This is a genomic window from Nitrosospira sp. Nsp13, from assembly GCF_900101945.1.
Taxonomy (GTDB): domain Bacteria; phylum Pseudomonadota; class Gammaproteobacteria; order Burkholderiales; family Nitrosomonadaceae; genus Nitrosospira; species Nitrosospira multiformis_D.
Genome location: NZ_FMVD01000005.1, coordinates 41,057 through 54,061, shown reverse-complemented (window position 1 = coordinate 54,061; position 13,005 = coordinate 41,057). Strand labels below are relative to the sequence as shown.

The window sequence follows — 13,005 nt, the reverse complement described above, 5'->3', positions numbered from 1 at the left end:
ATTTCACTAATAATTACACCAAATCCAACACATCGGCCACCGGACGGCGCGGCTTCTGCGCCCAGTTTCCCGGACGCTCCGCCCCTATGGACAACAGCATGACCGGTACTTCGTCCTCGGCCAGTCCGAACTCGCGGTGCACCGCTTCGGCATTGAAACCGATCATCGGCGTCGAACCCAGGCCCAGCGAGCGGGCCGCATAGATCATCGCCGCCGCGCCGAAAGTGCCGGTGCGTACTGCCTCGTCGCGCTGGCGCTGTGGGTACTCCATGTACAGATCACGTGCGAGGATTTCCCATTCCGGCACCATCGTTACCGGCATGACGCCCGCTTCAACCAATGGAGCCAGGCGTTCTGGTATTACGCTGGAATCGGCCAACTGTCCGACGACGATGAAGGTAACGGCTGCATCCGTGATCGCGGGTTGATTCCAGGCGATCGGACTCAGCCGAGCCTTGGCTTCACACGTGCGCGCGGCGATGAAGCGCCAGTTCTGCAAGTGGAAGGATGTCGGCGCGGTGGTGCCGATTCGCACCAGCTCGCGGATTTGGTCGTCGCTCAAGGTGGCGGCAGGGTCGTAATACTTGGCGGCGGTGCGGCTCAAGATACATTCGATGACGGTGTTGGTCATGGTTATCGTTATTCCTATCGGTGAAGGATTAGGTTGAGGCCAGAACCGCTCACCCTCCCGAGTCCTCACGGACGAACACGGATGACCGTCTTCCCCGGGCGTCGCTCGGTCGGGTTGAAGGCGGCGACAGCTTCGTCGAGGGTCGAGACGTTGCCGATGTTCGTCCGCAGTCGTCCGTCCCGCACCCGCTGGACGATCTCACTCAGTTGGGCGCGATCGGACTCGACAACGAAGTCGATCACAAGGCCATCAACGGCCCGCGCCTCAGACGGCCCGACGATGGACACCAGCGTTCCCCCGGCTCGAATCAGGCGCGCGGACCGCTTCCCGATGTCGCCGCCGATGACATCGAACACAAGATCGACTCTGCCTACGTCTTCCAGCGTGTCGCTGTCGAGGTCGACAAACTCCTGCGCGCCGAAGTCGTGCGCCTTTTGACGGTCGGCGGCACGTCCGGTGCCGATGACGTGGGCGCCAGCCAATCGTGCGAGTTGCGTCACCATCGACCCGACTGCGCCGGCCGCGCCGTGCGCGATTACGCTTTGCCCCGCCCGAAGGCGGCCGTGCTCGAACAGTCCCTGCCACGCGGTGAGGCCCGAGATTGGCAGGCTCGTGCCCACTGTGAAGTCAACGTCGCCCGGCAGCGGCGCGAGGTTGCGCGCCTCGATCGCCACATACTCGGCCAGGGTGCCGTCGCGATACCAGTCCGCGAGGCCGAACACTCGCTGTCCCGCCGACAGACCCGTCGTGCCATATCCGAGGGCGGTGACCACTCCGGCCAGCTCGTGGCCGGGGATCGACGGTGTTCGATCACGGTCGCGGCGATCGGTCCAGGTCGAGGGCCACGCCAACTCAGTCCCGACGAATCCCGACGCATGAATCTGAACGATAACGTCATTTATCGCTGCCTGTGGCTCGGGTCGCTCCATCAGCTTCATCCCGGCCGTTCCCGCAGCCTGGTCCTTTACCACGATTGCCTTCATGGGAATTGTCTCCTCGGTCATTGTCTCTTTGGTGGAAATGCTGTTACTCGGTTCCAGCGGATATCGATCCGTGTCCGTCTATGCTGGAGGCAGCACTGCCTTGAAGACGATTTCGACAAGCTGCTCAGGAAAGGCCAGCCTCGCTACGCCGATCAGATTGCTGGCGCACCGAGGCCGCGCCGTAGCATAGGCTTCTTTGCGCACCTTGCCCGCTACCGTAAACGCCGTATCGACATCGAGGACATAGAGCGTCTCTTCCACCACGTGATCGAGAGTCGCCCCGAAACGCGCCAGAATCTTCGCAGCGTTGGCATAGGTCACTCGCATCTGCTCTGCCATCGTCGAGAAGTCGGCCGGCTTGCCGGATTCATCGAGTGCCGCAGGCGCGATCATGTTCCCCTTGTCGTCCTGGCTGAGCTGGCCGGACACGTGGATCGTGTTTCCAATCTTGATGGCCTGTGCATAGCCGTAGTCATCTTCGGCCGGAAAACCGTGATAGGCTGCCTCTTTGCCATTTGCTGCGGTCGCGTTCGTCATATCTTATCTCCTGTAAGGTCGGCCCAGGTGTCCGAGCCATTTGTCCACTCATGACTTCTGAACGTTGACGACACTGCTCATCTCCTTAGTTAGTATGGTGCCGTCCCGAAATTTACCTGTTTTTTTCCAGTGCTCCCGGCTCTCCGGGTCAATGTAAACGCATCCAGCAATATTGCTGTTAACAGTTTAATAGGTGTGAAATGTCTTTTAGTCCGAAAAATAGGTCCTAAAGTCCAAGATACAGCCGGTGACTTTTCTATTTCGGTTAAATACGGGAATTACAAAGTGAAGGATGTACTATGATACTTCTGCCAGTGCAAACTTCGGGCACCGGAATGTCAATTCCACCTCTATTGTGATAAATGATGCTTTTGAGCCGATATTGTTTTTCCAAGCATGGTCGCTGTGCGTAACCGGCCTTTAATGCGAATCTCCTCATCAGATCTCGACAGTCTGATGAGTGCCTTGGACGTTAGTTTCGTCACTTTGACAGAATGTTTAGTGAGTTCGGGGTATCGCCTGGACATGGGCGGGATCAACGTGCCAGGCATTCATTACAACTTATCCGGAAAAGGGCAATTTATCGTCGGCAATGAGCCGCCAATCGATATCGTCCCACACACATTAATTATCGTTCCACTGATGTCGTCGTTTCGAATCGAAGTAGCCGGAGAGAATCCATCCCTCCCCCTCATTACTGTAGATGGTCGTGCGCAAGCAAAAGGACAAACGATTTCAGGTGGAACAATCAGGCGATTTGTTGCAGGCGACGAGGAGTCGCCCGAGGTTCTGCTGATCTGTGGCGTCTTTCGCACTTCCTATGGCAGTGCAACAGATCTCTTCGCGAACCTAGCTGGACCAATCGTCGAGCAATTCGATTCAGCTGACATGTTGGATACGCGTTTGGAAATGGCGTTAAAAGAGCTTGTCGCGCAGGAGGTAGGCGCTAAGGCCATGAGCGCTGCTTTGTTGAAGCAAGTTATCGTCGCATTGTTGCGCCGATCACTGAGCTCACTTAATCTCTGGGTTGAACGATTCTCAATATTGAGCGATCCAAAAATTACACGCGCTTTTGCAGACATGGCTGCACGCCCTGGTGCCAACCATACGTCCAACAGCTTGGCGCAAACCGCCTGCATGAGCCGGTCTGCATTCTTTGCCCGGTTTACTGAGCTAATCGGACGGTCTCCAATGGATATATTGAGAGACTTACGGCTACGTCAAGCCGCTCAACAGCTCACGGCGACAAAATTGACCATCGAGCAAATCGCAAGTAATAGTGGTTACGGGAGCCGGAGCAGTTTTGTGCGCGCATTTAGGAAGGCCTACGGTAACGGTCCTACCGAATACCGCGCGGAAGCGCAGAAGAAGAATCCGTCGGGCAGGACAGAAGGAGCCGAAGCGAGCGAACTGCCCGACTCGTCAGCATCGTAGTTCTAAGGTTCGAGGCCCCTCCAGGGTCTTCTGTAGAGGTGAAGACCGATTCGCGCTTTCAAGGGAGTGTTCAAATGGACTTGCGGTTTTGATATTTGGCCTAACTAGAAAGGGACCTGGCACTTCGAGCCAGCTTCTCTACCTAAGTGCCCTGCATCCGGGTGTCCTGAACTCCCGTGTACGCGGCAGCTGCGCTCGGGGCTCCCCATAGCAGAATCGTTCCCACTAACGCCGAAATGATCGACGCCGCGAACACGGCGATCTTCGCAGCCGAGAAGTCACTCGCCCCAAGGAAGGCCTGGCCGGCGATGAAGAGGGACATAGTGAACCCAATCCCAGCCATGGCACCGGCACCGGCCAATTGCCGCCAGGAATATTCCGTCGGCTTCACGGCAATACCCACCCATACTGCCAGGCTCGCTGCGAGTAATATGCCAACGGGCTTGCCGACAACGAGCCCCACGATAATCGCTGCCATAAGCCATTCATGCCCCGAAAGTACATCGATAGAAATCGCCACGCCGGCGTTCGCCAATGCGAAGAGCGGCAAAACTAGGTAGCTCGACCTTGCGCCGGCGCGGCGCAACAATCTGTCCGCAGGGGACTCGATGCGGTCGTGGATGGCGTCGAGCGCGCGGAGCGCTGGCGCAGAAGCGTTGTGCCTAAGGGTCTGGCCCTCGTGCTGCGCTTCCGCCATGATGATCGTGTTTGCCTGTGTCATAAGAGCCGCCAAGTTCGCGGGCGGGCGAGTCGGTATGAACAGGGCAAGCACGACTCCCGCTAGCGTGGCGTGGAGGCCACCTGCATAGACCAGTGCCCAAAGAACTATCCCGAGAAGGAGATACGGCGTGAGCACGTAGATCCTCGACCAGTTCAGCAGGGAGAAGCATTCTAGAATTGCGAGAGCTGCGAGGAGATATACGACGTGGATATCGCCGGAATAAAATGAGGCCATCACGACATTGATGCCAATGTCATCAACGATGGCAGTCGCGGTGAGGAAAATGCGCAGCTCTACCGGCACGCATGGTCCCATCGCGACGAGCAGCGCGATCGCGAAAGCCGTGTCGGTCGCCATCGGGACACCCCAGCCCTGCGACCACGACCCGGAAAGAATGACGAGCAGGAACAGAAGGGCCGGCGCCACCATCCCTCCCACGGCAGCCGCGATTGGTAAGGTCGCGGACCGCCAACTCGCAAGGTGCCCAATAGTCAATTCGCGTTTTATTTCGAGACCAACGACGAGAAAGAAAATCCTGAGCGGAGCGTCGTTGATCCAGTGCTGGAGGGACATCCGAAAGGCGGCGTCGCCAACGGTGAAGCCGACCTCCTGGTACCAGAAAGCGGCGAAGGCCGGACCGACCGGCGAATTGGTCAACCTTACCTCGATAATCGTCGCAAGAAGCAATAAAATTGCTAGTACCAGTATGTAGCATTACTAGTAATTCGCCCTTGCATTACCAACCTTACTACAAAGTAGTTGGCGAGAGAATTTGCAACATCGACAGATCGTCCAAGATTTGTATTCTAAAGTCTCGATCGAATGGTAGGTGATATGTTATTTGCATGGTCGTTCATATACTTGGCTCATGCTATTGCTCATTTAAATAAAGCTCGGGCGCACCCGTCGAGGACAGTAATAAGTTTGGCTTCAAACTCGATTTCATGGGGGCTAAGTTCCAGAATAAACACTGGAGGGGGGCAATGGTGAGAGGAACGCCAGATCAAGGTTTGCAAATTCTGTCGCCGAGACCGATTAATAATGGCGACGCTGACAACCTCGCATGTTTTTCATGTAACCTTATTAACTAGAGTAGTTTTACCCAACGGAGTCGGCTTTTTTCCCTTCCGCAAGGCCGCGGCATTCTAGCCGGTTGAGTCACACCCCTTTCGGGAAAAGCGGATTTTGCATCTGATCCCGGCTTGGTTTCTGGTTAGATTAACCGCCGCAGGTTTTAAAACAAATACGAAACACCCACCGAGACATTGGTGTTGTACACAACATCTTCTTCGGAGCTTTGCTTCCGCGGTGACCGCTGAAAGCCGGCCCGCAAGCGGCATCGTTCGGAAAGACGATACCTGGCGTTGAACTCTCCCACGATCACAGTTTCATGACCGCCTTTCCGTTCGTCTCCCACGATGCTACTGATCCAATTGTTGCGTTCATAATGGAGGCCCAGTTCGAGTCCGAGGCGTTCCGTGATCTCGGACTCCAATCCAAACGCCACATAATGGTTGCTATAGGAGGTATCGTCCCGCAGCGTCGGCTGGTTACGGCCATCTGCCAACCCCTTCTCATAGTGGTAGCCTAGCGTGAAGTTAATACGTTTCGTAGCATGCCATACGAGGTGTGGACCAATTGTCCAGAACGTGGCATCTCTCTGCGCGAAGGGATCGTTGTACAATCGGGCACCATAGCGGGTCAGCAATCGTACTTCCCAATCATCCGACAGACGCTGCTCCAATCGCGCCGATCCAATATAGCTGGTCACCCGTTCCTCCGTAATGGAATCCGTACGCTTGCTTTCATTGTCTCCCAGCAAGAGGTCCGGCGTCGAGTAAAAACGGACGCGAATTTTCGTCCCCGGTGTAATCTCATGTAACGCCTGTATGCCGAAGCTCCCATGATTGAAGCGTGAATTGAGCGTATAGACAAACGCCTGAGCGCGAGCGGAGATCTCCGTGCGCCCCCATCTTGAGGTGACGGGACGCATTACATTCAAATCCGGCTCGAAGACCATGTCCGAACCGTTGCCGGCCAGGCTCGAATCCAATGCCGGTTGGGTCGGGTCTCCGTGCAGATTGAGGCGCCGAGTCGCCGAGAATAATGCTGCATCGTTAGTATAGTGCAGGTTGCCTGTGGAGTTGACGGACCACTCGGCGGATGCGGCAAGCACAGTATTGCATAGCATGATCATCCCAGCCAGGTAGCAGAACCATTTCGAGCGACGCCACCTCACACAACAAAATCCTTTCTTCCGGGAAGTTCAGAAAACTGCCTCCATGGAGGGGGTTTCCGGAAAAATTACCACCAGCAAAGCCGATGGTTTATGGACTGAACCCCTCTGTAGCCCCCATTAGATTGTCTACGCCGCAATTTCTTTCTTACGGCGGGATAATTCTAAAGAAATCGTCTTTTCCAAAACTAGCGTCTTTCGCATCAGAAATGGTAAGGTCGCTGAAGAACTTGGCCAGGAAAAGGCATTGACTGCGCTGCAGCAACTCGGTCTGGTTCCCATGAAGTAATGCAAGTTGAGGCCGCTACGGCCTCCCGCCGCCTGGCTGCACTGTTCTCAGTGTTCGAATAATTGACAGGAATGTCGTGACGAATGGTCCGGTCAGGGGATCACATGGCTGTCTGTAGAAGGCCATCAAAGCAAAAAAGTTTTTTCCTAGAAAGTATCAGCATCAAAAAAGTTGTTTGATTGTGTGCCAATAGTCAGTGCACGAAACCTAGATATTACTCACGGTGTGGCCCCCCATTAACACTCTCTGCTTCGATGCCTTCGTCTAATGCGTTCGGCTGAAGGTTGATTCCTGGTTTCTTAGGTTTTCATCCATAAGCTGGAAACCCAAGGATCGCACAATGCCGACCGCATTCTTCCATAAGCAAAGGAATATTACCGATCAGGTTTGCTTAGCGTTGGGTAGCCTTCGACGTAAATCCAGTCGGTATTTTTTGCTGGCATATGACAGGGGAGACACTCAGTACGATAATTAGTGGCAACGTTTCGATTTGAGCTGTCGGTTTTAATCAGTGCCCAACCCCATCCATCGCCCCAGACAGGATTGCTGGGAAAACGGGCTTTGGTATCCTTGATCATTACAAACCACTGCTTGACGTCACCTGTCGCATGGCTGACATTGTTGCCCGTAGTGTATGTGCCTGCAGTTGACGAACGCAATTCCTTGACCAGGGTTGCGCCGTCCGGGAATTTCCCGGTTTTGCGATAAATCTTCGCCGTTTCCGGTTCTGTATAGACATCGTGAAAACCACTTGCCTCTCCTTCTGGCACAAACCAGGAACCCAAATGGGTCATTGACAGCCGAAAATCGTCGGGCAGACGGATGTTGCCTGACTTGTCGACATATAGGGAAAAATCCCCCTTGTCGGCTATTGCTGTTCCAGCATGTGTGAGCAACGCCATCGTAAACAAAACTGCGGGCAACAAAACAGCGATGTGTTCGTTTCGATACGGATATGTATTCTCTTTCAAGCGGTTCATTTTATCTTCCTCCGACTGCATTCTCCGCATTCGCCTTTCCGGCACGGAGAACAGGATAATATTGCGTGAATACAAAGTCATCATGTGCGGACGCCTCGTGACAGCCATTGCAATTCGCCGTTGGTTCCAAGTTCGCAGTCTTTTTTATGGATTTGTGGTCTTCGTTAGTAAAGCTGAAATAAGCCCAGTTGCCAGGTTCATTGGGAAATTCGCGCTTGCTTTTTATTGTCGCTTCCAAGCCAATGAAATCACCCATGAAATAACCCTTCCCGCTTGCTGCAACCTTGCTGCCGACACTGGTCATCTCCTTAATTATTATGGTGCCGTCCCGAAATTTACCTGTCTTTTTCCAGTGCTCCCAGCTCTCCGGGTCAATGTAAACGGTATGAAATTCTTGGAAGTTGGCCTTTCCATTATTCATATCATTTGGGGTGAGAGGCGTGCCTACGTAAATCCACTCGCGAAATCCCGTCGGGCGTTCCAGCACGTTATTTTTGACAGTAAAGTATTCTTTGGCAGAAACGCTGCCAGACATTAAAGAAGGTCCCAAGGCAGCCAGGATCAATAAACCGGTTAAATATTTGTCAATTCTCATTTCAATTCTCCTATCGATTATAAGATTTAGTGGATTCAAGCCTTTGCAGCTATTTTCGGCGACCCTTCGTAAAGCAATTTACTGATTCTTGGTATTTCGCTTTCTGAACTCTCCTTCCCCTTTATGGATGAACCCTTTTCAGAATAAGGTTCGCCTGTATGGCCCTGGATCGGGTCGTTCTTGTCGGAATAGTCGCCCGGGTCCTCCTTGTCATAGCGGCCCGACCCTCCCTGCTGGCTCTGTTTTTTCGTAGCTACGCTCTTCTCAGTGGAGTTGCCATAGCCTTCCCCTGTATGGCCCTGAATGGGGTCGTTCTTGTCGGAATAGTCGCCCGGATCCTCCTTTTTATAGCCACTCTGCCCTTGAGCATATGTCATACCAGAGATTCCTAAAAACGCGATACTGGAAACAACTAATGCAACTACCGCCGACCGGGCGGTTGAAATAGATAAGATGTTCACGCCTGTTCCTTATTCATCCAGCAATATTGCTGTTAACAGTTTAATAGGTGTGAAATGTCTTTTAGTCCAAAAAATAGGTCCTAAAGTCCAAGATACAGCGCGGTGACTTTTCTATTTCGGTTAAATACGGGAAATTACAAAGTGAAGGATGCTACTGCCCCTGCTAAAACCCTTTGCGCCGGATCTGATGCAGCTATGGGCGGTGTCGCCTGCCGTTGGGAATGTGGCGAATCAGGGGGAAGGCTTGATCCGGCCAATATTACGAATAATCAGCAATAAATACCTATAAAAGAGGGAGTATCTATGAAGCTAGATCATGCTCGTGCTCTCGCAAGCCTGCTTGCGAGAAGCGTATATGACGCTTCCTGCAAAAATCTTATTTGTCGGCGTCAAATAACTCGCGCGGCTTCAGGAAAGGCAATCTCAAATAACGCGCAAATTAGTTTCAAACAAACCGCGTCGTTTACAAAGTAGCAATATGGTAGCAATGAAATAAACAAGCGGTTAGATATTAATCTAACCGCTTGTTTTATTGGTGGGTCGTGAGCAGCTCGAATGCTCGACCTACGGATTAAGAGACCTTAGTCTCAAATTTTTCGAAGCCTCCTTTAGTCGGGCCGTCAAGCGGTAAAACCAAATTCTGCGCTTGCCCGCGCGTAGCCAAATTTTCCTTTCCCCTCTATAAGTAGTTATAAGTAGTTGTTGCCCTCCTAGAACTCATCTAAATAATATTTTAAGGCGAGTGGTTTTCAAGAAATAGTATTGAGAGAGGTAAAAGTAGCTTAAACAACGTGTTTTTTCTATCCGATCATGATCTCCAGAAAACGACCGTTTCCGTGAATAACAAATGGCGATTTTTTGTGCAATGACTCCACTGATTTTCGGATGTACCTCGGTACAATGGTAAATACTGCTGAGTTCTGTAAAATCGAACTGAGACACTGCCCCGGAAAACTCCCTATTCCATGCTGGGCAATTTAATTGATACACTGATCGATTTGAGATAGGAGTTAGTGGTATGAGTACTGAAGAGTTGGTGCGTGACGCAGAAGAGCAGATTACACAAATACTGTCGCAATTAGAAAAGGATAGCGGTTTCATTGTTGATGGGATAGAAGTCAAAACGCTGGATGTTAGTTCGGGCGACAGTACGAAATATGTGAAGCTGGTAAAGATTGTTACTCGACCAAGTTCAGGGGTCGCATGGGACACAGCTTCCAAGGAGGAATTAGATAAGCCCCTGGAGCCAGTGGTTAATTATGATGAGGTATCCGATAGCACAGATATCATGTTAAAAATAAAGACGTGATTAGCCCACTAATTTAGCCTTTTCATGTTATCAGCTTTATTCCTCGCTACAGTCATTGGCATTTCCGATGGAGACACCCTCACCGTCCTGAACAAGGATGAGCAGCAGGTCAAAATCAGGCTGGCCGAAATAGATGCGCCAGAATCTCATCAGGCATTCGGTTCCTGTTCCTAACCAAACAGTCGCTATCCAATCTGTGTTTTGGCAAACAAGCCGAAATTATCCCGCAAGTCAAAGACCGCTACGAAGGCACCGTGGCGAGGATCAAGTGTGACGGAGTGGACGCTAACGCCGAGCAGGTGAAACGCGGCATGGCATGGGTTTATCGGCAGTATGCGAAAGATCATACTCTCAACCTCCTGGAGCACAAAGCTAAGGTAGAAAGACGTGGCTGTGGATTGACAGTTCCCCTATCACACCCTGGGAATTCCGTAAATTGAGCGTCATGCTTCCACTCCAGTAATGTGATATGCGTAATCTGACCGAGCTCGAGCAGTACATGGTGTTAGTCGAAAGGCTTGTTCAGATTGCCGACAAAGACGATCTGGCGGAATGCGCCAAACTGCTGGCCATGAACGTTGCACACTATGAATGAAGTATGGCGAAATGCCATTACAACACCGCTTGGTGATGACCTATGCGGCGGATGAACTCAATGATCAGCAGAATGAGTTGGTCACCAAGGGTATGGAGACCATGGTCGGAGTGTTGGGCAGCGTAATCCAAGGCCTGGACGATAAGATTGAGCATTAATAATGTTTGGCCGCTTTGAACAATCTGGACCTCTATCAAACCGGGTAACCCCACCCTTTGGCAGGCATATTGTCCGATTAAATCAGAACTACTACTGGCGTAAGAAAGCCCACAAATCGAGCACCGAGGTTCCTATGCCAACCATCACTGGCGAGTCATCAGCGCCATTACAAGTTCGGCGAACTCGGCTATTGCAAGCCCGCACGCCATTGTAGGTATGTGCACCCAGAGTGCACGGTGGTACATTTAAGTTTTCCACACAATGTTTTCCAATCTTCAAAAGGCACGAATGCGATTAGCAGATTTTATCTTGCGTGATATGGAGCCTATTCTCGCGGGTTGGGAGGCATTTGCCTCCGTTCAACTGCCCGCCGCCAGCCACATGAAGTCGCTCGCTTTGCGTGATCATGCACGCCAAATTCTGGAAGCCGTGGCAAAGGATCTTTCCACTTCACAGAGTAGGGAAGCTCAAACTGCGAAATCACTGGGCCAGGCGCCACTCCTAATTGGCGCGCCCGAGACCGCTGCGCAAACGCATGCCCTCCTACGCGCACAAAGCGGCTTTGACATCAACCAACTGGCTGCGGAGTACCGCGCCCTTCGCGCCAGCGTTCTTCGTCTATGGGGCGACGACTCTCAGCCGGAAAGCACGCATCTGAACGACATCATTCGCTTCAATGAGGCGATTGACCAAGCGCTTGCGGAATCCGTAGCTTTTTTTAGCGCGGAAGTCGATCAGGCCCGTAATTTATTTCTTGGGATGCTTGGACATGACCTACGAAATCCGCTACAGACTATCCAAATGACGGCATCCTATCTGACCGCACTCAATGCTGGTGACAAAGTATCGGAAGCTGCGGGCCGTTTAATCAACAGCGGCCGTCATATGCATGCGCTACTGGACGATCTGCTTGATTTCAACCGTACGAAGCTCGGTTTAGGTATCAATATCACTCCCAGGGATGTTGACCTCAGCCAATTGGTTGCTAGCGAATTGGACCAGTTGCGTGCAGCAAATCCAGGTCGGAGGATCGATCTGGAAGTGCACGGTGATACTTTCGGTAGCTGGGATAGCCTACGTTTACAACAGTTACTCGGCAACTTGGTGCGTAATGCGATTAAGTACGGAGCGCCAAGTGCGCCAGTGTATGTGGGCCTAAATGGGGATGCCGCGGGTGTTGTCCTCGAAGTCAGGAATAGCGGGCCTGTCATCGAGCCATCGGACCTCGACCAGATATTTAATCCTTTAAAGCGGGGCCCCGATAAGGAGAACAAATACGACGCAGATAGGAGTCTCGGGCTTGGACTGTATATCGCGCGAGAAATTGCCAAAGGCCATGGCGGATCTATCGAAGCCCGGTCAGACGTGACCGAAACGGTATTCGCGGTGAGATTGCCGCGAAACCATTGAGTACGAATTAACATAGGCACTAGCGCGCTAGGAACTCAAAGATGCACCAGCTCCCAGCCCGCTGAATTGATCCACATGGTCTGGAGCGTTGCGGCACCATCACGGCATCAAGTAAAGGGGCGGTCCAAGGCAGCAAAAACCGGATACCACTTGACCAGACTTCAGCAGAATTAGTGCTACTTGCGGAGAAAGAGGACGTGGCCGAACGTGTCCACCGCCAGCATTGAACGTTGCCAACTATGAAAAAGGAAAATGAATGTTCCAGGTGGGGCCTTGCCCAGCGGTGACAGGCCTATATGGCGCCGTCGATTAAAAGCGGTCATGGCGATAGCAGGGATTTGCCACTTGATGGATTAGCAATTTTCTTAATTTCTGCATGAATTGGTAGCTATCCATAAATAATATTGAGGCTGTTCTTCTTCCTCTGTACTAACCCCTCGGCAGCGCTGGCAACAGCAATTCCTGTGTAATGAGACAATATGAGCTTAGTGACCGTCAGGATATTGGCTCATCATCTGTGCAGTAGCGCGCCAAGCACAATTAAATTGTTTGTCGGCGCTGCGAGGCCCCGTGTGCCATAACGAGGATTGTTGCTACATCAAGACGTACCTGTAAAATTCTACAGCTATTCAAAGACCTAACTAAATGATGTAATAGTCCCGTAA

General features: G+C 52.1%; 14 protein-coding genes. 6 read left to right on the top strand and 8 right to left on the bottom strand.

Annotated features, from left to right (window positions below; translation table 11 throughout):
- Nucleotides 1-13: 13 nt before the first annotated feature.
- The 3 genes from BLO43_RS07675 to BLO43_RS07665 all read right to left on the bottom strand — a co-directional run bounded on the left by BLO43_RS07675 (nt 14) and on the right by BLO43_RS07665 (nt 2,151).
- On the bottom strand, nt 14-700 hold the full coding sequence (locus BLO43_RS07675; protein ID WP_217628047.1) for a nitroreductase family protein: 687 nt from the start codon (nt 698-700) through the stop codon (nt 14-16).
- On the bottom strand, nt 697-1,614 hold the full coding sequence (locus BLO43_RS07670; protein ID WP_090906712.1) for an NADP-dependent oxidoreductase: 918 nt from the start codon (nt 1,612-1,614) through the stop codon (nt 697-699). The genes BLO43_RS07675 and BLO43_RS07670 overlap by 4 nt, the downstream gene beginning before the upstream one ends.
- Nucleotides 1,615-1,692: 78 nt before the next feature.
- On the bottom strand, nt 1,693-2,151 hold the full coding sequence (locus tag BLO43_RS07665; protein ID WP_090906575.1) for a RidA family protein: 459 nt from the start codon (nt 2,149-2,151) through the stop codon (nt 1,693-1,695).
- A gap of 456 nt (nt 2,152-2,607) precedes the next feature.
- On the opposite strand from BLO43_RS07665, the gene BLO43_RS07660 reads away from it, so the two are divergent.
- Nucleotides 2,608-3,585, top strand: coding sequence for a helix-turn-helix domain-containing protein (locus tag BLO43_RS07660; RefSeq protein WP_217628046.1), 978 nt, complete (start codon nt 2,608-2,610; stop codon nt 3,583-3,585).
- A gap of 142 nt (nt 3,586-3,727) precedes the next feature.
- Here the strand turns inward: BLO43_RS07660 and nhaA are convergent, their stop codons facing one another.
- From nhaA to BLO43_RS07635, 5 genes are all read right to left on the bottom strand, one after another.
- A complete protein-coding gene (gene nhaA, locus BLO43_RS07655; RefSeq protein WP_302847685.1) occupies nt 3,728-4,993 on the bottom strand; it encodes a Na+/H+ antiporter NhaA in 1,266 nt (421 codons plus the stop codon).
- Nucleotides 4,994-5,540: 547 nt separating this feature from the next.
- Complete coding sequence (locus BLO43_RS07650) at nt 5,541-6,497, bottom strand: TonB-dependent receptor (RefSeq protein ID WP_139149255.1); 957 nt, start codon at nt 6,495-6,497, stop codon at nt 5,541-5,543.
- A gap of 708 nt (nt 6,498-7,205) precedes the next feature.
- Complete coding sequence (locus BLO43_RS07645; RefSeq protein ID WP_254773382.1) at nt 7,206-7,832, bottom strand: cytochrome P460 family protein; 627 nt, start codon at nt 7,830-7,832, stop codon at nt 7,206-7,208.
- On the bottom strand, nt 7,813-8,406 hold the full coding sequence (locus BLO43_RS07640; protein ID WP_090906571.1) for a cytochrome P460 family protein: 594 nt from the start codon (nt 8,404-8,406) through the stop codon (nt 7,813-7,815). Before BLO43_RS07640 ends, BLO43_RS07645 begins: the two co-directional genes overlap by 20 nt.
- Before the next feature lie 35 nt (nt 8,407-8,441).
- A complete protein-coding gene (locus tag BLO43_RS07635) occupies nt 8,442-8,867 on the bottom strand; it encodes a hypothetical protein (RefSeq protein ID WP_139149254.1) in 426 nt (141 codons plus the stop codon).
- Nucleotides 8,868-9,885: 1,018 nt separating this feature from the next.
- Here BLO43_RS07635 and BLO43_RS07630 point away from each other — a divergent pair.
- The 5 genes from BLO43_RS07630 (at nt 9,886) to BLO43_RS07620 (ending at nt 12,340) form a co-directional block, all read left to right on the top strand.
- Entirely contained in the window at nt 9,886-10,176 is a 291-nt protein-coding gene (locus tag BLO43_RS07630; RefSeq protein ID WP_090906569.1) for a hypothetical protein, read from the top strand.
- Between the two features lie 143 nt (nt 10,177-10,319).
- Nucleotides 10,320-10,616 (top strand): thermonuclease family protein, encoded by a 297-nt coding sequence (locus BLO43_RS17060; RefSeq protein WP_368086136.1) that lies wholly within the window; start codon nt 10,320-10,322, stop codon nt 10,614-10,616.
- A gap of 29 nt (nt 10,617-10,645) precedes the next feature.
- Nucleotides 10,646-10,771: a hypothetical protein gene (locus tag BLO43_RS17160; protein ID WP_302847684.1), complete on the top strand. Its 126-nt coding sequence runs from the start codon at nt 10,646-10,648 to the stop codon at nt 10,769-10,771.
- A gap of 11 nt (nt 10,772-10,782) precedes the next feature.
- Nucleotides 10,783-10,929, top strand: coding sequence for a hypothetical protein (locus BLO43_RS16750; RefSeq protein ID WP_175443893.1), 147 nt, complete (start codon nt 10,783-10,785; stop codon nt 10,927-10,929).
- Between the two features lie 319 nt (nt 10,930-11,248).
- Nucleotides 11,249-12,340, top strand: a complete 1,092-nt coding sequence (locus BLO43_RS07620) for a sensor histidine kinase (protein WP_254773397.1) — start codon at nt 11,249-11,251, stop codon at nt 12,338-12,340.
- The last annotated feature ends 665 nt before the right edge of the window (nt 12,341-13,005 follow it).

What these genes read in the sequence shown, in the direction of transcription:
- BLO43_RS07670 (WP_090906712.1), bottom strand. Translation starts at nt 1,614, where the DNA reads ATGAAGGCAATCGTGGTAAAGGACCAGGCTGCGGGAACGGCCGGGATG.
- BLO43_RS07665 (WP_090906575.1), bottom strand. Translation starts at nt 2,151, where the DNA reads ATGACGAACGCGACCGCAGCAAATGGCAAAGAGGCAGCCTATCACGGT.
- BLO43_RS07660 (WP_217628046.1), top strand. Translation starts at nt 2,608, where the DNA reads ATGAGTGCCTTGGACGTTAGTTTCGTCACTTTGACAGAATGTTTAGTG.
- BLO43_RS07650 (WP_139149255.1), bottom strand. Translation starts at nt 6,497, where the DNA reads ATGCTATGCAATACTGTGCTTGCCGCATCCGCCGAGTGGTCCGTCAAC.
- BLO43_RS07645 (WP_254773382.1), bottom strand. Translation starts at nt 7,832, where the DNA reads ATGCAGTCGGAGGAAGATAAAATGAACCGCTTGAAAGAGAATACATAT.
- BLO43_RS07640 (WP_090906571.1), bottom strand. Translation starts at nt 8,406, where the DNA reads ATGAGAATTGACAAATATTTAACCGGTTTATTGATCCTGGCTGCCTTG.
- BLO43_RS07630 (WP_090906569.1), top strand. Translation starts at nt 9,886, where the DNA reads ATGAGTACTGAAGAGTTGGTGCGTGACGCAGAAGAGCAGATTACACAA.
- BLO43_RS17160 (WP_302847684.1), top strand. Translation starts at nt 10,646, where the DNA reads ATGCGTAATCTGACCGAGCTCGAGCAGTACATGGTGTTAGTCGAAAGG.
- BLO43_RS16750 (WP_175443893.1), top strand. Translation starts at nt 10,783, where the DNA reads ATGCCATTACAACACCGCTTGGTGATGACCTATGCGGCGGATGAACTC.
- BLO43_RS07620 (WP_254773397.1), top strand. Translation starts at nt 11,249, where the DNA reads ATGGAGCCTATTCTCGCGGGTTGGGAGGCATTTGCCTCCGTTCAACTG.